Origin of the sequence: Schaalia naturae (genome assembly GCF_042665795.1) — a bacterium.
GTDB classification, from domain to species: Bacteria; Actinomycetota; Actinomycetes; order Actinomycetales; family Actinomycetaceae; genus Pauljensenia; species Pauljensenia naturae.
Genome location: NZ_JBHTEF010000001.1, coordinates 1,153,352 through 1,172,856 on the forward strand (window position 1 = coordinate 1,153,352; position 19,505 = coordinate 1,172,856).

Genomic DNA, 19,505 nt, shown 5'->3' on the forward strand with positions numbered 1-19,505 from the left:
CCCTGGATCCTGTGATGGTGCCGTGCGTGCTGCCCCTATCGTAGGGACTCCTCCGGCGGCGCCGTGCACCGACCGGGGCGGCGGGCCGCGCCGCCCTCGCAGGTCCGCCCCGGCTACGGTGGGCCCATGGCCACCGATCCCCCTGTCTTCCGCCGGTTGTGGATCGGCACGTTCCCGGTCGCCGGCATCGGGACGCCGGCCGGGAGGGGCGAGGGGATCTGGCACACCAGGATCGATCTGGCCTCCGGGCGCCTCTCCCCCGCGGTCCAGGCGTGCCGGACGCCGGCCCCTTCCTTCCTCGCCCGCGTGCCCGGCCGCGACGTGCTCCACGCGACGGGTGAGGCCTCGCCCGAGGGGGTGGTGACCACCTGGGCCGTCGAGGGCGACGCGCTGCGGCCCCTGTCCTCGATCCCCTCCCTGGGGGACTCCCCCACCCACGTCGCCGTCGCCCGCGGGCTGCTCCTCGCCTGCAACTACGGGGACGGGACGGTCCTCGCGGTGGGGCTGGACGAGGACGGCCTGCCCCGGCGGCCCTCCCATGCCCTGCGCCACGACGGGGGCGGCCCCGTGCTGGGCCGTCAGGAGCGCTCGCACGCCCATTCGGCGACGTTCACGCCCGATGGCGCCACGGCTCTCGTCTGCGACCTGGGAACTGACGAGCTGCGGAGGCTCCGTTTGAGGCCCCCGGCGAGGCCGGGCGCGCGCGAGGACGGTGTGGCCTTCCGCTTCCGCCCGGGCTCCGGGCCCCGCCACGCCGCGTTCCGGCGGGGCGGGCGCGTCCTGGACGTCGTCACGGAGCTCTCGGCGGAGCTCGTCACGTTGACCTGGGACGGCGAGTCAGCCGCCGAGACGGCCCGGCGCCCCGCCCAGGTGACGACCCTGGGCCAGGAGGACCTGCCCTCCCATGTCACGCCCTCCGCGGACGGGAGGCTGCTCTACGTCGGCAACAGGGGACCGGGAACGATCTCCGTGTTCGCGCTGCCGGATCCGGCCGGCGGCACCGCCCTCGCCGGCCCCGCGCCCCTGGGCGAGGTCCCGGCCGGGTCGGCGTGGCCGCGGCACCTGGCGGTCGTCCCCGGTCGCGGCGGGCGCGAGTTCATCGTCGTCGCCGGGGAGCAAGCGGGGCGACTCCACGTCCTGGTGCGCGACGCCGCGGAGGCGCTGCCGCGCCTGCTTCCCGAGGAGTTCGGGACGCCGGTGCCCTCCCCCGCCTTCGTGCTGCCTGGGTGAGGGAGCCGGCCTCGCCGCCGGAACTCGAATTAGATAACATGGCGATGCCGAAATCCAGGAGGAGCCATGTCCACCCACCGCGTCGTCATCATCGGATCCGGGTTCGGCGGGCTGTTCGCCGCCCGCGCCCTCGCCCGGGCCGATGTCGAGGTCACGCTCATCGCGCGCACCGGCCACCACCTGTTCCAGCCCCTGCTCTACCAGGTGGCCACGGGCATCCTCTCCGAGGGCGAGATCGCCCCGACCACCCGCGAGATCCTGCGCTCCCAGTCCAACGCCCGCGTGCTGCTCGGACTGGTCGAGGACATCGATCCGCAGCGCCGTCTCGTGCGCTGGCGCACCCACAACCGCCTCGAGACCACCCCCTACGACTCGCTCATCGTGGCGGCCGGCGCCGGCCAGTCCTACTTCGGCAACGACCGCTTCGCCACCTTCGCGCCGGGCATGAAGACCATCGACGACGCCCTGGAGCTGAGGGCCCGCATCTTCGGCGCCTTCGAGCTCGCCGAGCTCGAGACCGATCCCGCGCGCATCGCCCAGCTGCTCACCTTCATCGTGGTCGGAGCGGGACCCACCGGCGTGGAGATGGCGGGCCAGATCCGCGAGCTCGCCTCGAAGACGCTGCGCCACGAGTTCCGCTCCATCGACCCCTCGACGGCCCGCGTCATCCTGGTCGACGGGGCGGACCATCCCCTGCCCGTCTTCGGGGAGAAGCTCGGGGAGCGCACCCAGCGCACCCTGGAGGGGCTCGGCGTGGAGGTGCGTGCGAACACGATCGTCACGGACGTCGACGAGGCGTCGGTGACCGTACGCGGGGCCGGCGGCGTCGAGGAGACGATCCCCTCGGCGTGCAAGGTCTGGGCGGCGGGCGTCCAGGGATCGCCCCTGGGGCGGGTCCTGGCGGAGCGCGCGGGCGCGCCGCTGGACCGCTCCGGCCGTGTCGTCGTCGACGAGGGCCTCACGGTCCCCGGCCATCCGGAGATCTTCGTCATCGGGGATCTCATGTCCGTGCCGGGGGTGCCCGGGGTCGCCCAGGGCGCCATCCAGTCCGCTCGTTTCGCGGCCGACGTCATCGCGGCCCGGGTCCAGGGCCGTCCGCCGCGCCGCACGCGGTTCTCCTACCATGACAAGGGCTCGATGGCGACCATCGCCCGCTTCAACGCGGTCGTCTCCATGGGGCGGGTGAGCTTCGGCGGGTTCCCCGCCTGGTTCGCGTGGTGCTTCCTGCACCTGCTCTACATCGTCGGCTTCAAGGCCCGCATCAACACGCTCCTCCACTGGCTCATCAGCTTCGCCTCCACGAGGCGCTCCGAGCGCACGACGACGAACCAGCAGATGGTCGGCCGCCTGGCGCTGGAGCGCCTCGGAGCGGGCTCCTCGGGCCGCCTGATCGCCGGGGAGGAGTGAGCCCGGCGCGCGGTCTCAGTTGTCCGAGCGGGAGAACCGGTTGCGCATGCCGTTGCTGGCCGTGACGAGCACGGACCCGAGCAGCGCGTCGGTCTGGGCGCGCACCGCGTCTGTGATCTCCTGGTTCGCGGCGGCCAGACGGGCGCGGAGGTCGCCCTCGTCGGACCCCGCCCCCTCCCGGGCGAGACGAGCGTCCGTCGTCCGGAGCAGGGCGTGCCCCGCGGCGAGGGTGCGTTCCCGGTAGCGCTCGATCTCGGGGAGGGTCTCCGCGAAGTGCGCGTCGGCCAGTGCGGCGACGATGCGGCTGGCCCAGTAGAGGTTCTCCGTCGTCACCCGCCCCGTGGTGCCGGCCAGGTAGGCGGGGACCTCGTCGACGTTGGTGTAGAGCGGAATCAGCGTGTTGAACGGGTTGGAGGCGAAGGCCACCCACTGCACGGCCCGGGAGCCCTCGGGGCGGTAGGGGCGGATCTGCAGGATGGACAGCTCGGAGTGCCGGTTGATGCCGATGGGGCGCAGCGCGGGGCGCCCGGCGTCGGCGCCCTCGCGCGCGTAGGGGTCATAGGGCGTGCCCTGGTAGTGCGAGCTGAGGACGTCCTTCACGTCCTCGATGGTGAGACGGCGCTCGGGGACGCGCGCCCACGGCAGGTCGTCGGAGAAGGGCGTGTGGCGCGGGCTCGGCCCGTCCCAGTCCTCGCTGACGGGGTTGAGGGCGCGCTGCATGTACCAGGCCCTCGGCGTGTTGTAGACGTGGTCGGCGTCGGAATGGGAGCCAAAGGCGTCGCGCGGGTTGAGGCGGCCATCCAGGGAGAGGTCGAGGAAGTTGTCCCCGATGAACTCGCGCAGGTCGGAGCTGGCCAGATGCTCCCGGCCCTCCCCCAGCGCGTCGTCCAGGTCGAAGCTGTCGATGCCCAACTGGTTCGGCATCGTGACGTAGCAGTCGTCGGGGACGCGCCGGGCGATCCAGTGGTGGCCGCCGACCGTCTCCAGCCACCAGATCTCGTCGGCGTCGCTGAAGGCGACGCCGTTCATCTCATATGTGCCGTGGCGTTCCAGCAGGGCGCCCAGACGCAGGACGCCCTCGCGCGCGGAGCGGATGTAGGGCAGGACCAGGGTGAGGAAGTCCTCCTCGCCGATGCCGCCGGGCCGCTCGGGAGCGAAGTCCGGATCCTCCGGCGCGCCCTGCGCGGGCCGGCGCTCGACGAGGGGGTCGGCGCCCAGCACGCGCTCGTTCGTGGTGAGGGTCTCGGTGGCGCTCATCGCGACGTTGGCGGCGTTGATGCCGGCCTCGCCCCACACGCCCTCGTCCGGGATCGCGTTGGGCACAGCCGTGTAGCGCAGGGGCTCCTCTGGCAGTTCGACGGTGAGGCGGGAGATGACGGAGGTGTAGGTGCGCGGCTGGTCCCCGGGGTGGACGACGACGACCTTCTTCGGGTTCCACTCGCCGTTGGCCGAGTCCTCATTGCGAGCGACCAGAGGCGATCCGTCCCAGCTCGCCTTCCTGCCCACCAGAATCGTCGTGCAGCCCACAGGTGCCCCCTCGGAGTCGTCGGTCGTCGGTACCGCGCCCCATCGTAGGCACGCTGTGGACAAGGGCGGACATCGCGTCCCTTCCCCGTGTGTCCTCACCCGCCGGGCTTCCACGGTCCGACCCTCACGGTGGAGAGCATCCCGATATCCGGGTTCTCCAGCTGCTCGCGGGCCTCAGCGAACGACGGGTCGCCGCCGGCGCGGGCGCCTGCGAACGGGTCGTCGCCAGGCGGGACGAGGAGCGCCGGGTCCTGATCGCGAGCGAGCTGGACGGCGAATGCCCGCAGGGCCTCGGACTGCGCGCCGGCGAGCCCTCCGGTCCATTCCAGGCCGGCCGCCGCCGAGGCCCCGGGCTGCAAGGTGAGGAGCGGCTGGCCGTCCCCGCCGGGCGCCTGCGATCCGGCCGGCGCTCTCTGCTCGGCCTCCCACAGGAACGTCGATCCCCATTCTCCATAACCTCCGATCCCGGGATACCCCTGGACCGTGCAGGGCTCATCGGAGGTGTTGGCGACCACGAGATGAGAGAAGCGGTGCCCCAGCGCCACGTCGAACCCCTGGAGGAAGAGCACGACATCCCCGGCGGTGCAGGATTCGGCCGTCCCTGCGGCCGTCGCGTCGAGGCGGAGGAGCGCGCGGCGCTGGTCGGCCGACAGGCTCGCGGGATCCGGCACCGGAGCGTCCGGGGCCCGGTCCCAGTCCCGGCCGAGCTCCGGCTCCGAGGGCTCGCCGACGGACTGGGGGGCGTCGGGGAGGAGCCTCACGGAGGGCGAGGACGATCCGGGGCGCGGCTGGGATCCCGCTCCGCGTTCACCGCCGATCGCTCCCCTCCAGACGAGGAGAGCCGCCAGCGCGACGACCAGCGCCAGAGCCGCCAGGAGCGCCCGGGACACGCCCGCGGTCCGGCGCGGCGCGGCGGGGCCGGGAGGGACGGGGGCCGCGGAGCCACCGGACGGAGCGCCCATCAGCCTCGCAGGGTCCTCTCCATCGCACGTCCCCGGGCGAGTTCGTCGACGAGCTTATCCAGGAGGAGCGCCTCGAGGTCGACGCCCGCCTCGAGGACGTCGTGGAGCCGGTCGGAGGTGCCACCGGCGCGCCACGTGATGATCTGGTCGACCTCGCCGCGGGTGCGGCCCCCGCGCCCGGCCTTCGCGGCGTGGAGCGGAGACACGCGGGCCATCGGCGTGATGAGGATCCGCGGTTTCGCCATGCCCCCATTGTGGCGCGTGCGCCGGGCGCCGGGTAAGGCGCGCCTAGTCGGGACCGAAGGTCGAACCCGACGGTTCGGCCAGCCCCCACGCTCATCCGCATGTTCCCCTCGCTGTACTCCCCCGGCCGCATCGGCGCGCACACGATCCCCAACCGCGTCGTCTTCACGGCGATGGGCAACCACCTCGCGGTCTCCGCGGCGACGGTGCTGTTGCTCGGCGTTCCGCCGGCCGCGGGCGCCTCGGTCGTGACGGCGCTCGGCGGCGTGGTCCTCGACGGGCGGCAGCCGGACTGGGCCCGGAGCGGGATCGCTTCCCCGGCGCACAAGCCTGCGCGCATCGGCGGTGGGCTTTTCCCGGCACGTGTCCAATCCGAGAGCTCGCCTCAAGACGCTCATCTCACGTATCCTCACGGGTTCCCGGAGGTCCGAGAGGGCCGCCGAGGTCAACCCGTCGGTCGATCAACGCGGTCCCGTACGGGGAAGTCCGATTCAGTATCGAACCCGTTTGAGAGACTCGGATCGAACGGAACTGCTCGCTGAGTACCGGTCAAGTCTCGTGGTCTCCACCTGCCGTCTTCAACGTTCGTGACGTGGGCTACTGAGCCAGCGACGCCTAGCAGCACCGCGGGGCTTAGTTATGCTCACCAGAGAATCTCCAGCTCCGACTCTCTCCTGATCCATGATCGAGAGCACAAACACAGGCTCTAGTGCCTCCAGGACGTTTGCTCTGCTTGGCCTCGTAGGAACACAACTATCGGGATAGTATCCGCACGAGTGCTGGAAGCGTTGCAACAAGCCGTCAGCCCCCCGACTTCATATATCCACCAGTTTTGGCTGTTCGAAATGCGAGGGCTGCGATCTGAAGAACGGGGCGTACGAACGAAGCAGGATCACTGCGCAACTCGCTCCCCCAGCGCCCACTCCAGAAACTCCTCCGCCGCGAGCACCGGCTTGCCCCACTGCACCGCCTTCTTCGCCTTGCCCGACTGCGTGCCGCGCTGGGCGACCACTAGCACATTCGTCCTAGTCCTCGTCATATTCTCCGAGATGGCAAGCCCGCGATCAAGCGCCAGCTGCTGCATCGCACCACGGTCGAACGCCCCGTACCGGCGCGAGACCACCTCGCCGGTGAAGCAAACCCGGGCACCGGGCACCAGCACGGCCTGCGCATCCAATGGATCCTTCGCCTCGAACCCCTCCGGCAGAATCCGCACACCGAAATACTGCTCGGCATCGCGCAGCCGTGAGACAACTTCGGCGTCCCGGTCAACCACGCGCGTCCACGCGCCGGCCAGCGCATCCGCGAGCACCTGAGCCGGATCGTCCTCCGCCGAGAGGTTGCCGCCCACAGTGAAGCCCGACGCGTCCCGGCAGCCGCTGACGCCGGTCGTGCGGGCGAGCAGATAGCCGTGCCCCCAGGCACGAGCCGGGAATGTCGATGCACCAGTCGCTGCGAGCGCATCCGGATGTTCCTGCAACAGCCGCTCCCCCGCCTCCCGCATCGCGCGGGCCCGCGTGAGCGCGGTCGCCCCGCCAGAACCACTACCAGAGCCACCCGGAGCAGCGGCTGCGAGACCCGCAAGCGCATCTTCAGGCAGCTCCGCACCAAGCGGCACCCGCCGCACGACTCCGTTGCGCTTGAGCTCCGAGTCGATCAGCCCGAGCGTTCGGTCGATGCCAACCCCCACCGGCGTGCGCCCGGCGAGCAGCGGCGACAGCGCCGCCCAAGCCTCGGTCAGTAACGGGGCCAGCTGCACGTCCCGCGTAGTGATGCCGTACTCGGTCTGGGCGGAGTAAAGATCCATCGTCGGATTTACCACGGTCGTCGCCTCGTCGCCGTCGCCTTTACCATCTGCAGTGGCCACGGCGATCTCCACCGGGCGGGGTCGATAGCGGTCGCCCTCGGTGCCGATGAGCAGGGCCGAGACATAGGCCCGGCCTTGGCCATCTCCTTTATCTTCATTGGATGCGGCGTTCAAAAATCGGCGCACCCGCACGTCTGTCTTCAGGTCTTTTGGCAGCACTGGGCGTTTAAGTACGAGCCCGTCGAGGCTAGTGCAGCGGCTGAGTGCGACATACAGCTGGCCATTGGCGAACGTTCCTCCGGTGAGGTCGACAACCACGTGATCGAGCGTCTGTCCCTGGCTCTTGTGGATGGTGATCGCCCAGGCCAGCTTCATCGGCAGCTGCGCGAACGTGCCGACCGTCTCGTGCACCAGGCTGCTGCCGCGCACCACCGGGCGGGTGATCTCCCAGACGTGCCGCCGTACCTCCACTAGCGCGCCATCGCGTAGCCGCACGTCGACGACAGGGTCAGTCGTATTCTCCCGGATGTGCTCGATACGGCCGATGCTGCCGTTCACCCACCGGCCGGCAGGTTCGTTGTTCAGCAGCATGACCTGTGCTCCGACGGCCAGCTGCAGTGCGTCTTCGGCAGGATGCTCGAAACCGTCGGTCTCTCCTTTCACCGTCGCGGCGAACGTGATTGTCTCGCTGCCCAGCCGCTCCAGCATTCTGCGGTTGCGCGCGCCGACGATGCGGTTCGTGGTCGCGAGCGTCAGCCAGAACTCGCCCGGATCGGGTTCGAAGTCTAAGTCGACCCGGGCGTTCAGCTGGGCACGGGCGTCATCGAGCAGCGCACCCTCGCGCACCCCGTTCAGCAGCCTGACCAACTGATCGTCGCCGACCTGACGGAACACCGTGGTCAGCTCGACCGTGGGAAAAGCCTCACGGGTAAAGGAATGCCCGGAGAAAAAGTAGGGTGTGCCGAATTGCTCTTCAATGAAGGCGCTCTCGGCGTCGGTCACCACCGGCGGAAGCTGATAGAGATCGCCGACCAGCACCAACTGCACACCGCCGAACGGCTCGCCCGGGTGTGGGCCGAAGCGTTCCAGCGCCGCGACCATCGCGTCGAACAGGTCGGCGCGCACCATCGACGCCTCATCGACGATGAGGGTGTCGAGCCCGCCCAGCGCCTTCGCGAACCGCCCCGGGTAGTAGGCAGTGCTACGCACGTATTGTTCGCACACATCCTTCGAAAATGAAAATAGCCGGTGGATCGTGTACCCATCGACGTTCAGTGCCGCGATGCCCGTGGGGGCGACGGTGATCGTGCGCCGGTCGGTGTGCTCCAGATAGAGTCGGATCAGCGTCGACTTGCCAGTGCCGGCCCTGCCGGTGAGGAACATGTTGCTGCCGCTGTCGAGCAGTTCCAGCCCGGCGACGAACTCGGGGGTGAGGGTGAGTCCGGGATGGATGCCACTGTCCCAGCCGGGCGCTGCCTCTGCTGCCGGTACTACATGTCTACCCATCGTATGCTCCCCTTGCGGCCCGAGGCATAAGCTGTACACCTCTTTTTCACACTTGAAACTTTATCCACATTAGCAATCGGCTATCAGGCGCCCGTCGAGATCGAAGCACGACAAGACGCCGCAACCAGCCAGGCCGCAGCCTAAGTTCCAACCATCCGAAGACCTTGGACAACCTCACCCCGGGCCGGCCCTTGTCATTCGTCGTGATGGGCCTGGCACACCTCATGGTCGCACGACCACCCCACCGGTCTGCGAGGGGTAGTTCCTCGACGGAGGGAGGCCCCGGCAATGGCGACAAGACAAGACCAACGAGCCGCGCGTGAAGCCAAGCTCGACAAGTTCTATGAAGCGCTTTCCAGCGCGGACTTGACAACGAGCTCGGTCAATTGGGCGAGCAGACCGTCCTCGCCGTCCACGCTCGCGCCCTGTTCTCGGGCACCGCCCACCAATCGGGCAATCGGGTCCCTGTCCACCACAGGCGGCGGCGTACTCGTCGTCGTCACAACATCCTCAGTCTTCTTCTCAGCGACCTCAACGGCCGCACCAATCAGCGTGCTCATCAGCGTAAACTCCTCAATCAGGAGTTATCACCCGATACCGCGACTACTTTACCGACCACGGCACCCCCAAACCGCCGCCCGAAAACTATAAGAGCACCCGTTAAACGTACAGACTCGAACCAGGAATTTTTCGACAAGCTCTACGTCAAAGCCGACAGCGACACCATCGACAGCCAGCCCGAAGAACCCTTCGACCTGTTCTTCAACCCGGACATTCAAGTCCTAGCCAATAGGCAAATGACCACTGACCAACACAAATGGCTCTCAAACCGGGAAAGTCACCGGTTTGAGCCACGACGAACTGGTGGGCCCGGCCGGGTTCGAACCGACGACATCTGCGGTGTAAGCGCAGCGCTCTGACCAACTGAGCTACAGGCCCCGTGCCTGGCGGCACAACCCCCACAGCATAGTCAACGCGCCCCACGGGCCGGCACGCCCCGCGGCGGGGATCAGCGCGTGCGGGGACGCGCGGTGAGGCGGATGCCCGCCCAGTCCGGCCCGACCGAGGCGGCGGAGGTCGAGTGCAGGCCCGCCACCTTCGCGGCGTCCTCGACATCGGCCACGGGCACCGAGCCCGGACGCGACGGCTTGGGGATGAAAACCCAGATCAGACCCCCGTCATCGAGGTTCGTCAGGGCATCGACCAGCAGATCGGCCAGATCGCCGTCCTCCGCGTCCTCGGCGCGCCACCACACGATCGCGCCGTCGACGACGTCTCCGTACTCGGGATCGACCAGCTCGTGGCCCGTCTGCGCCTCGACGCCCGCCCTCAGCGCCTCATCGCTGTCCTCGTCTGCGTAGAACTCCTGGACCACCTGTCCCTGAGCGAACCCCAGGCCCTGCGCCACGATCAGCGACCACCTTCCATGACGTGCGCCCTCGGCGCGTCCTCGATTGACACCTCCCCATCGTAAGGCACCGAGTCCCTCATCCGGGGCCCCGCGCCATACCGGAGGCCCGTGTGACATGCGGCGTCCTCCGGGACGTCCGCAGCCCCCGAGAACGTCGCCAATCTCGCACAATTGAGGCGCGTCTCATGGGTCGGAAGTCCCTGACGCGCTCGCCAAGGCGACCCTCACGCGCCAGAATGGAACCCATCCGGCGCCCGCGGGCGGCCGACACGTATCGCCACGAGGAAGAGGGACATCCGTGACACAGTCAAGCGAGAACCACCCCGTCGTCAACGGGCTGCTCAGCCAGGTCCCGGACAACGACCCGGAGGAGACCGCGGAATGGGTGGACTCTCTGTCCGGTCTCATCGAGGAGAAGGGCGGGCCCCGGGCGCGTTACATCCTGCTCCACATGCTGGAGGAGGCCCGCCGCCGCGACGTCCAGATCCCATCCGAGTACACGACGCCCTACGTCAACACGATCCCCGTGGACCAGGAGCCCTACTTCCCCGGCGACGAGGCCACGGAGCGCCAGTACCGCAAGTGGATCCGGTGGAACGCCGCCGTCCAGGTCACGCGCGCCCAGCGCGCCGGCGTCAAGGTGGGCGGGCACATCTCCTCCTACGCCTCCGTCGCCACCCTCTACGAGGTCGGCCTCAACCACTTCTTCCGCGGCAAGGACCACCCCGGCGGCGGCGATCACGTCTTCTTCCAGGGACACGCCTCACCCGGCCCCTACGCCCGCGCTTTCCTTGAGGGCCGCCTCACCGAGGAGCAGATGGACGGCTTCCGTCAGCAGGTCTCCGTCGAGGGCGGCCTGCCCTCCTACCCGCATCCGCGCCAGATGCGGGACTTCTGGGAGTACCCGACGGTGTCGCTGGGGCTCGGGCCCGCCGAGGCCATCTACCAGGCCTGGTTCGACCGCTATCTGCAGCTGCGCGGCCTCAAGGACACCTCCCAGCAGCACACCTGGGCGTTCCTCGGCGATGGGGAGATGGACGAGCCGGAGTCGCGCGGCATGCTCCAGCTGGCCGCCCAGCAGGGGCTCGACAACCTCACCTTCGTCGTCAACTGCAACCTCCAGCGCCTGGACGGCCCGGTGCGCGGCAACGGCAAGATCATCCAGGAGCTCGAGGCCTTCTTCAAGGGCGCCGGCTGGAACGTCATCAAGGTGATCTGGGGCCGCGGCTGGGACCAGCTGCTGACGGCCGACAAGGACCACGCCCTGGTCAACGTCATGAACGAGACGCTCGACGGCGACTACCAGACGTTCAAGGCCAACGATGGCGCCTACGTGCGCGAGCACTTCTTCGGGCGCGACCCCCGCACGAAGGCCATGGTCCAGAACTGGACCGACGACCAGATCTGGTCGCTCCAGCGCGGCGGGCACGACTACCGCAAGGTCTACGCCGCCTACAAGGCCGCGATGGAGCACACGGGCCAGCCCACCGTCATCCTCGCGCACACGATCAAGGGGTACGCGTTGGGAAGCCACTTCGCCGGGCGCAACTCGACGCACCAGATGAAGAAGCTGACCCTGGAGGACGCCAAGGCCCTGCGCACGCGGCTGGGCATCCCGATCGCGGATGAGGAGCTCGAGCGGGATCCCTCGATGCCCCCCTACTACATGCCGCCGGCGGACGATCCGGCGCTCATCTACATGAGGGAGCGACGCGAGAGGCTCGGCGGGTGGGTGCCGGAGCGCCGCGACGACCGCGACCCGAGGCTGCCCGTCCCCTCCCCCAAGTCCTTCGAGTCGTTGCGCAAGGGATCGGGCCCCCTCGAGGTCGCCACGACCATGGCGCTGGTGCGCCTGATGAAGGACCTCATCAAGGACAAGGCGATCGGCCGCTACATCGTGCCGATCATCCCCGACGAGGCCCGCACCTTCGGCCTGGACGCGATCTTCCCGACGGCGAAGATCTTCAACACCCACGGCCAGAACTACACGGCCGTCGACGCGGACATGATGCTGTCCTACAAGGAGTCGGCGCAGGGGCAGGTCCTGCACACCGGCATCACCGAGGCTGGCTCGGCCGCCGCCCTGCAGGTCGCGGGCACCGCCTATGCCACGCACAACTTGCCGATGATCCCGTTCTACATCTTCTACTCGATGTTCGGGTTCCAGCGCACCGGTGACCAGTTCTGGGCGGCCGCCGACCAGATGACACGTGGCTTCGTCATCGGCGCCACGGCGGGGCGCACGACGCTGACGGGGGAGGGCCTCCAGCACCTGGATGGGCAGTCCCCGATCCTGGCGGCGGCGAACCACGGCTTCGTCACCTACGATCCGGCCTACGCCTACGAGATCTCCCACATCCTGTGGGACGGCATCCAGCGGATGTACGGGGAGGGAGACACGCGCGACCCGAACGTCCTCTACTACCTCACCGTGTACAACGAGCCGATCCACCAGCCCGCCGAGCCGGATGGCCTGGACGTCGAGGGCCTGCTCAGGGGCATCTACAAGCTCGACGAGCACACGGGGACCGGCGGCCCTCGCGCCCAGCTGCTGGCCTCCGGCGTCGCGGTGCCGTGGGCGCGCGAGGCCCGCCGCCTGCTGGCCGAGGACTGGGGCGTGGATGCGGCCGTGTGGTCGGTGACCTCATGGAACGAGCTGCGCCGAGACGGGGTGGAGGCCGACGAGCACAACTTCCTCCACCCGGGGGAGCAGGCGCGCACCGCCTACCTCACCGACAAGCTGTCCGGGGCGGAGGGGCCGTTCGTCGCGACGAGCGACTACGACGCGCTGATCCCCGACCAGATCCGCGCCTGGGTGCCCGGCGCCTACCACACGCTGGGAGCCGACGGCTTCGGCATCTCCGACACCCGGCGCGCTGCCCGCCGCTTCTTCCACATCGACGCCGAGTCGATGGTCGTGCGCACCCTGCAGGCGCTCGCCGACCAGGGGCGCCTGGACCGCTCGGTCGTCAGGGAGGCGGCCGACCGCTACGGGATGTTCGACTACACGATCTCCGCGGAGGACCACGCCGGCGAGGAGTGATCCTCCCCCGGCGCCGACGAGGGCGTACCTGCCTGCGCGCATGGTCGGCGGCTACCCTCTGACCATGCGCACCGATGACTCCCGGGCCTCCGCCGCTGGGACCGCCGCCCGCCCCCTGTCCGGCCGCACGGCTCTGGTCACCGGCGCCTCGCGGCGCCGCGGCATCGGGTATGCGATCGCCTGCGAGCTCGCGCGCCTGGGAGCCGGCGTCGTCATCCACCACTTCGCCCCGCACGACGCCGACCAGCCGTGGGGCGCCGACGATCTGCCGGCCGTCGAGGCCGGTGTCCGCGAAGCGCTCGAGCCCGGCGCCGGCTTCGACTCCATCGGCGCGGATCTGCGCGACCCGTCCGCCTGCGGCGCCCTCGTCGATCGTGCCTGTGCGCTGACGGGACGGCTGGACATCCTCGTGTGCAACCACGCGCGCAGCGGCGGGGACGGCTCGATCCTGGACATGACCCCCGAGGCGCTCGACGCTTTCTGGGAGACGGACACGCGATCGACGCTGCTGCTCACCCGGCGCTTCGCTGAGCGCTTCCACGGCGCGGGGGACCGGGAGCCGGCCCGCCCCGGCGCCCGACGCATCCGAGTCGGGAGGCCTCTCCCCGACCCCGCCCGCGCCGGGAAGGTCGTCTGGATGACCTCGGGCCAGCAGGACGGTCCCATGCGCGGCGAGGTCGCCTACGCGACCTCGAAGGCCGCGCTGGCCGGGGTCACGGCGACGGTGGCCGCGGAGCTCGGGGACCTCGGCATCACGCTCAACACGATCAACCCCGGACCCGTCGACACCGGATATCTCGACCCCGGGAGCGCCGACCGCGACCTCGCGCCCCTGGACGATCTGATGTCCCGCACCCCTTTCGGCCGGTGGGGCGCGCCCGCCGACGTCGCGCGTCTCGTCGGATGGCTGGCCTCCCCGGCCGGCTCATGGATCACGGGGCAGGTCCTCACGAGCGACGGCGGGTTCGGCCTGGCCTGACCGGGAGCCGTCGGCTGCCAGGCAGGGGGGCCGCCCGAGGTCTCACCGCTGCGTGCGCCCCCGCCGCCCGTCCGAGTGCCCGGCCAGCGCCCGGGCTGTCTCCAGCAGGTCGCCGAGGGTCCCCATGGCCTCCACGTCCACGTCCGGGACGCGCACTCCGAGACCGTGTTCGATCGCGGTGACGACGCTGTAGCGCCCCAGGCGGTCCAGGTCCAACTCCGGCCCGTCCAGGGCGAGGTCGGCGCGGGCGTCGGCGGGATCCAGTGCCGCCTCCGCCAGCACCGCGGCCATCACCGCCTCGCCGACGGGGTCCGACGACGCAGCCGCAGCCGCCGCCTCCGGGGCTTCCCCTTCCCCGGAGGCGGCGCCGTCCTCGTCACCGGATGCCCCCGCCGGCTCCGACGGCTCCTCACCGGAGAGGTCGATACCCAGCAGTTCCGCGATGGTTCCCATGGGGCCAGCCTATCGGGCGGGCTCAGCCGACCCGGTGCAGCCAGCGCACCGGCGCCCCGGCTCCGGCGTAGCGGAAGGGCTCCAGCTCGTCGTCCCACGCCTGGCCCAGCGCGAGGTCGAGGAGCTCGCGCAGGGAGGCCTCGCCGGCGGCCCCCTCCAGCGCGGCCCGGATGCGGTCCTCCGGGACGACGGTATTGCCGGCGGAGTCCATCTGGGCATGAAAGATCCCCAGCTCGGGGGTGTGCGACCAACGGCCGCCGTCAGTCTGCCCGGTGGGCTCCTCGGTCACCTCGTAGCGGAGATGCTCCCAGCCTCGCAGCGCAGAGGCGAGACGAGCGCCCGACCCCGTCTCCCCCACCCACGAGAACTCCGAGCGCACCATGCCGGGCGCCGCAGGCTGGTCGGTCCACTGGAGGTGGACCTCCTGGCCGAGCGACGTGCCCACCGCCCACTCGATGTGCGGGCACAGCGCGGGGGGCGTCGAGTGCACGAAAAGCACACCACGGGTGTATGTCCCTCTCATCGTGACCTCCGGTTCGGTTGAGGAGCGTCTTCCCCTACGTCCTCACAACCCGGTCACCATGATTCGCGGCGTCGTCCCCAGTATGCCCGGGCACGGGCGCGAGCGCCAGTCCGCGTCGCCCGGAGCCCCGCGTCAGATGCCCCGTCGGCGGATCTCGCGCAGAGCCTTCTTGCGGGTCGCCCGGTCCAGCCGGTCGATGTAGATCATGCCCTGGAGGTGGTCGTACTCGTGCTGGAGACAGCGCCCCATGAGCTCCTCCCCCTCCGCGACGACCGGCCTCCCATCGAGGTCGATACCCTCGACCCGGGCGTACCAGCCGCGCTTCGTCGGATACCACAGCTGGGGCACGGACAGGCAGCCCTCCTCGCCGTCCTGGTACTCGTCCTCGGAGACCTCCACGAGCCGCGGGTTGAGGACGTAGCCGAGCTCGCCGTCGATGTTCCACGAGAACGCCTGCAGTCCCACGCCGATCTGGTTCGCGGCGAGCCCCGCCCGCCCGTCCATGTCGACCGTCTCCAGCAGGTCCTCCACCAGCGCCTTGACGTGGTCGTCGATCGTGGTGACCGGCTCGCAGGGGGTGCGCAGAACCGGGTCTCCGATGATGCGGATGTCACGGATCGCCATGGGGTTACGCCTCCTTCGTGGTCCCGGCCGCGAGCGCGCCGGACGCCCGGAGCAGGTCGGCGTGGAGCGCCCGGATGCGGTCCGCCGCCTCAGAGACGGGGACCTCCTCGCGTTCCCCGGTCGCGCGGGTGCGGACCTCCACCACGCCGGAGGCGAGGCCGCGCCCGACGACGACGGTGATCGGGATGCCGATCAGCTCCGCGTCGGCGAACTTCACTCCGGCCGACACCTTCGGCCGGTCGTCGGACAGGACGTCGAGACCCGCGGCGTCCAGTCGGCGGGCCAGGCCGGCAGCCGCCTCGAAGACATCGCCCGACTTGCCGGTGGCGACGACATGCACGTCGAAGGGCGCGATGCCGGCGGGCCAGGCGAGCCCCCTGTCGTCGCTCGTGGACTCCGCCAGAGCCGAGAGCACGCGCGAGATGCCGATGCCGTAAGAGCCCATCGTGACGACGCGGGACTTGCCGTCCTGGTCGAGCACCGTGAGCCCGAGGGCCTTCGCGTACTTGCGGCCGAGCTGGAAGATATGGCCGATCTCGATGCCGCGCTCCAGGTGGAGCGGGCCCGACCCGTCGGGGGCGGGATCCCCCTCTCGGACCTCCGCGGCCTCGACGGTGCCGTCAGCCTCGAAGTCCCGGCCCTTGACCAGCCAGAAGACATGCCGGTCGACGGCGTTGGCACCCGTGATCCAGGCGGTGCCGTCGACGACGCGCGGATCGAGGAGGTAGCGGATCGAACCGGTCGGGCTCCCGTCCTCGTCCGTCGTGCGCTCCGGCGAGTTCGGGCCGACGGCCTGCGGGCCGATGTAGCCCGGGACGAGCTCGGGGTGGGCGGACAGGTCCTCGGGCGTGGCCATCTCGACCTCGGCCGGGGAGACGGCCGCCTCCAGGCGCCGCATGTCGACCTCGCGGTCGCCGGGCACGCCGACGACCAGCAGCTCGCGTTCCCCGTGGGGATGGGTCAACGCGACGACGACGTTCTTCAACGTGTCCGAGGCCCTCCACGGCCGGTCGGCCCGGGGGTGCCACTCGTTGGCGCGGTCGACCAGCGTGGCGATCGTCGTCGAGTCCGGGGTGTCGAGGACCACCGCCTCGGGCAGCCCCTCGATCGGCAGCGGCTCGGGGGCGGGCGTCGTCACGGCCTCCGCATTCGCCGCGTACCCGCCGGGCGAGCGCACGAAGGTGTCCTCCCCGATGGGGCTGGGGTGGAGGAACTCCTCCGAACGCGACCCCCCCATCGGACCCGACATCGCGGTGACGATGACGTACTCGAGGCCCAAGCGCGTGAAGATCGCCTGGTACGCGGCGCGCTCGGCGTCGTAGGACGCGGCCAGCCCCTCCTCGTCCAGGTCGAAGCTGTAGGCGTCCTTCATCACGAACTCGCGCCCGCGGATCAGCCCGGCGCGCGGACGCGCCTCGTCGCGGTACTTCGTCTGGATCTGGAAGAGGGTGAGCGGGAGGTCTTTGTAGGAGGAGTACAGGTCCTTGACGAGGAGCGTGAACATCTCCTCATGGGTCGGCGCGAGGAGGTAGTCCGCTTTCTTGCGGTCCTGGAGCTTGAACAGCGTGGGCCCGTACTCGTCCCAGCGGTCCGTCGCCTTGTACGGGTCGGCCGGCAGCAGGGCCGGGAAGAGGACCTCCTGGCCGCCCATGCGTTCCATCTCCTCGCGCACGACGGCCTCCACCTTGCGCAGGACACGCAGCCCCAGCGGCAGCCACGTGTAGATGCCGGGGGCCGTCCGGCGGATGTAGCCCGCCCGGACCAGGAGCCTGTGGGATCGGACCTCGGCATCGGCGGGGTCCTCGCGCAGCGTGCGCACGAAGTAGGAGGAGAGTGTTTTCAGCACCCCTCGAGGATAGTCGGTCCCGGGGGCCCGGCGCCCGCAGCCGCTCAACGCCCCTCGGCGAGCCTCCTGATCGTGCGCAGCATCCGGGCGGTCATCACGGCGGACGCGGACAGGACCGCGCGGATCATCAGGTCGGCCGACCGGTTGTCCGGAAGATAGCGCTCACGGACATGCAGCACGCAGGCGCTGCCCTCGTCGATGAGGACGAATGCCCAGGTGAACGCGAAACGCATCGAGGCCGAGCCCGCCGACTCCTCAGGGACCCGCCCGCCCTCGGAGGTGAGGACCAGGGCGCGTCCGGGAGACGACACGGCCACGCGCAGCGTCATCCCGGGCGCCAGCGAGACCTCGTCGCCGACCTCACGCTCGGACCACTCGGGACGCAGATCGCGGGCGTCCTCGATCTCGCAGCCGAGCGCGTTCTCGACCGGCGTCCACGAGTAGAACCCGCCCCGGTCCTGGCCGATCTGGGTGAGCCACGGCCACACCGCGCCGGCGCCCGCCCCGATCCGGACGGCGCGGTCCGCGACGATCGTGGCAGTAGGCACCAGGAGATCGCCTGGCAGGGACACCGCGGCCTCGGAGCGCGTGAGGCCGGTGCGCACCGGGAAGCCCGCGGACAGCAGCCCGGCGGCCGCGGCCCCGGCCAGGACGAAGGGGGTGGAGCGTCGCATGTGGTTCCTTCCAGGGGACGGGGCGGCACCGCCCGGCGGCGCCGGCGGCGGGAGGGGATCAGCCGACGGCGGGGACGACCTCGACCTGGCCGTCTCCGGCCTCCAGGCCCATCTCCTCGGCCAGCAGGTTGGCGCGGCGGATGAGGGTCTCCACGATCTGGTCCTCCGGGACCGTGTCGACGACCTCGCCCCGGATGAAGATCTGCCCCTTGCCGTTGCCGGAGGCCACGCCGAGGTCGGCCTCGCGCGCCTCTCCGGGCCCGTTGACGACGCAGCCCATGACGGCCACGCGCAGGGGAACCGTGAGGTCCTTGAGACCCTCGGTGACGTTCTCGGCGAGCGTGTAGACGTCGACCTGGGCGCGCCCGCACGAGGGGCAGGACACGATTTCCAGGCTCCGCTCGCGCAGGCCCAGCGACCGCAGGATCTGGATGCCGACCTTGACCTCCTCCACGGGCGGGGCCGACAGGGACACGCGGATCGTGTCCCCGATACCGCTCCGCAGCAGCGCCCCGAAGGCGGTCGCGGACTTGATGGTCCCCTGGAAGGCCGGACCGGCCTCGGTGACCCCGAGGTGGAGGGGCCAGTCCCCCCTCTCGGAGAGGAGCTCGTAGGCCTTGATCATCGTCGGAACGTCGTGGTGCTTGACGGAGATCTTGAAGTCGTGGAAGTCGTACTGCTCGAACAGGGAGGCCTCCCAGACAGCGGACTCGACCAGGGCCTCGGCGGTGGGCCCGCCGAACTTCTGGTACATGCGCCTGTCCAGGGATCCGGCGTTGACGCCGATGCGCAGGGACGTGCCGTGGTCGCGGGCGGCCTTGGTGATGGCCTCGATCTGGTCGTCGAACCTGCGGATGTTGCCCGGGTTGACGCGCACCGCGCCGCACCCGGCCTCGATCGCCTGGAAGACGTACCGGGGCTGGAAGTGGATGTCCGCGATGACGGGGATCGTCGACTGCCGGGCGATGACCGGCAGCGCCTCCGCGTCCTTGTCGGTGGGGCAGGCCACGCGCACGATGTCGCAGCCGGCGGCGGTCAGCTCCGCGATCTGCTGGAGGGTCGCGCCGATGTCATGGGTCTTCGTCGTGGTCATCGACTGGACGGACACGGGGGCGCCGCCCCCCACGGGCACGTCGCCCACCATGATGCGGCGGGTCCTCTTCCGCGGGAACGGCGGTTCCTTGACGGTCGGCATTCCAAGCGACACAGGTGCACTCACGCACCCATTATCCCCCGAGGCCCGTCCCCCGCCCGGGCAGGGGCGGTGGCG

Annotated in this window: 16 protein-coding genes and 1 tRNA gene; 4 read left to right on the forward strand and 13 right to left on the reverse strand. The window is 70.2% G+C overall.

Annotated features, from left to right (window positions below):
* Window positions 1-126 precede the first annotated feature (126 nt).
* Together ACFQWG_RS05025 and ACFQWG_RS05030 are read left to right on the forward strand one after the other, a co-directional pair.
* Window positions 127-1,230 carry a lactonase family protein gene (locus ACFQWG_RS05025; protein WP_380972742.1) on the forward strand — a complete coding sequence of 368 codons (1,104 nt, stop codon included), beginning with the start codon at window positions 127-129 and terminating at the stop codon, window positions 1,228-1,230.
* Between the two features lie 66 nt (window positions 1,231-1,296).
* The gene (locus ACFQWG_RS05030) at window positions 1,297-2,637 is read left to right on the forward strand and encodes an NAD(P)/FAD-dependent oxidoreductase (RefSeq protein WP_380972745.1); all 1,341 of its coding nucleotides are present in this window, start codon (window positions 1,297-1,299) and stop codon (window positions 2,635-2,637) included.
* 15 nt (window positions 2,638-2,652) lie between these two features.
* Here ACFQWG_RS05030 and ACFQWG_RS05035 read toward each other — a convergent pair whose 3' ends face one another.
* The 7 genes from ACFQWG_RS05035 to ACFQWG_RS05065 all read right to left on the reverse strand — a co-directional run bounded on the left by ACFQWG_RS05035 (window position 2,653) and on the right by ACFQWG_RS05065 (window position 10,090).
* Window positions 2,653-4,164: a C69 family dipeptidase gene (locus tag ACFQWG_RS05035; protein WP_380972748.1), complete on the reverse strand. Its 1,512-nt coding sequence runs from the start codon at window positions 4,162-4,164 to the stop codon at window positions 2,653-2,655.
* 95 nt (window positions 4,165-4,259) lie between these two features.
* Window positions 4,260-5,126 carry a DUF4232 domain-containing protein gene (locus tag ACFQWG_RS05040; protein WP_380972751.1) on the reverse strand — a complete coding sequence of 289 codons (867 nt, stop codon included), beginning with the start codon at window positions 5,124-5,126 and terminating at the stop codon, window positions 4,260-4,262.
* Entirely contained in the window at window positions 5,126-5,371 is a 246-nt protein-coding gene (locus ACFQWG_RS05045; RefSeq protein ID WP_380972752.1) for a DUF2200 family protein, read from the reverse strand. The genes ACFQWG_RS05040 and ACFQWG_RS05045 overlap by 1 nt, the downstream gene beginning before the upstream one ends.
* 890 nt (window positions 5,372-6,261) lie before the next feature.
* Window positions 6,262-8,682: an AAA family ATPase gene (locus ACFQWG_RS05050; protein ID WP_380972754.1), complete on the reverse strand. Its 2,421-nt coding sequence runs from the start codon at window positions 8,680-8,682 to the stop codon at window positions 6,262-6,264.
* A gap of 341 nt (window positions 8,683-9,023) precedes the next feature.
* A complete protein-coding gene (locus ACFQWG_RS05055; RefSeq protein ID WP_380972757.1) occupies window positions 9,024-9,242 on the reverse strand; it encodes a hypothetical protein in 219 nt (72 codons plus the stop codon).
* Between the two features lie 302 nt (window positions 9,243-9,544).
* A tRNA-Val gene (locus tag ACFQWG_RS05060) sits at window positions 9,545-9,621 on the reverse strand.
* Between the two features lie 70 nt (window positions 9,622-9,691).
* A complete protein-coding gene (locus tag ACFQWG_RS05065) occupies window positions 9,692-10,090 on the reverse strand; it encodes a DUF3052 domain-containing protein (protein WP_291495806.1) in 399 nt (132 codons plus the stop codon).
* Between the two features lie 301 nt (window positions 10,091-10,391).
* Between ACFQWG_RS05065 and aceE the strand changes: the two genes are divergently transcribed.
* Entirely contained in the window at window positions 10,392-13,136 is a 2,745-nt protein-coding gene (gene aceE / locus ACFQWG_RS05070) for a pyruvate dehydrogenase (acetyl-transferring), homodimeric type (RefSeq protein ID WP_380972760.1), read from the forward strand.
* Between the two features lie 64 nt (window positions 13,137-13,200).
* A complete protein-coding gene (locus ACFQWG_RS05075; protein ID WP_380972762.1) occupies window positions 13,201-14,115 on the forward strand; it encodes an SDR family oxidoreductase in 915 nt (304 codons plus the stop codon).
* A 42-nt stretch (window positions 14,116-14,157) separates the two neighbouring features.
* Here ACFQWG_RS05075 and ACFQWG_RS05080 read toward each other — a convergent pair whose 3' ends face one another.
* From ACFQWG_RS05080 to ispG, 6 genes are all read right to left on the reverse strand, one after another.
* A complete protein-coding gene (locus ACFQWG_RS05080) occupies window positions 14,158-14,568 on the reverse strand; it encodes an acyl carrier protein (RefSeq protein WP_380972765.1) in 411 nt (136 codons plus the stop codon).
* A 22-nt stretch (window positions 14,569-14,590) separates the two neighbouring features.
* A complete protein-coding gene (locus ACFQWG_RS05085) occupies window positions 14,591-15,091 on the reverse strand; it encodes a DUF3145 domain-containing protein (RefSeq protein ID WP_380972767.1) in 501 nt (166 codons plus the stop codon).
* A 132-nt stretch (window positions 15,092-15,223) separates the two neighbouring features.
* Window positions 15,224-15,715, reverse strand: coding sequence for a peptide deformylase (gene def, locus ACFQWG_RS05090; RefSeq protein ID WP_380972769.1), 492 nt, complete (start codon window positions 15,713-15,715; stop codon window positions 15,224-15,226).
* A gap of 4 nt (window positions 15,716-15,719) precedes the next feature.
* Complete coding sequence (locus ACFQWG_RS05095) at window positions 15,720-17,561, reverse strand: proline--tRNA ligase (protein ID WP_380972772.1); 1,842 nt, start codon at window positions 17,559-17,561, stop codon at window positions 15,720-15,722.
* A gap of 44 nt (window positions 17,562-17,605) precedes the next feature.
* Window positions 17,606-18,235, reverse strand: a complete 630-nt coding sequence (locus tag ACFQWG_RS05100) for a hypothetical protein (protein ID WP_380972775.1) — start codon at window positions 18,233-18,235, stop codon at window positions 17,606-17,608.
* Between the two features lie 58 nt (window positions 18,236-18,293).
* Window positions 18,294-19,430, reverse strand: a complete 1,137-nt coding sequence (ispG, locus tag ACFQWG_RS05105) for a flavodoxin-dependent (E)-4-hydroxy-3-methylbut-2-enyl-diphosphate synthase (protein ID WP_380976237.1) — start codon at window positions 19,428-19,430, stop codon at window positions 18,294-18,296.
* Window positions 19,431-19,505 lie beyond the last annotated feature (75 nt).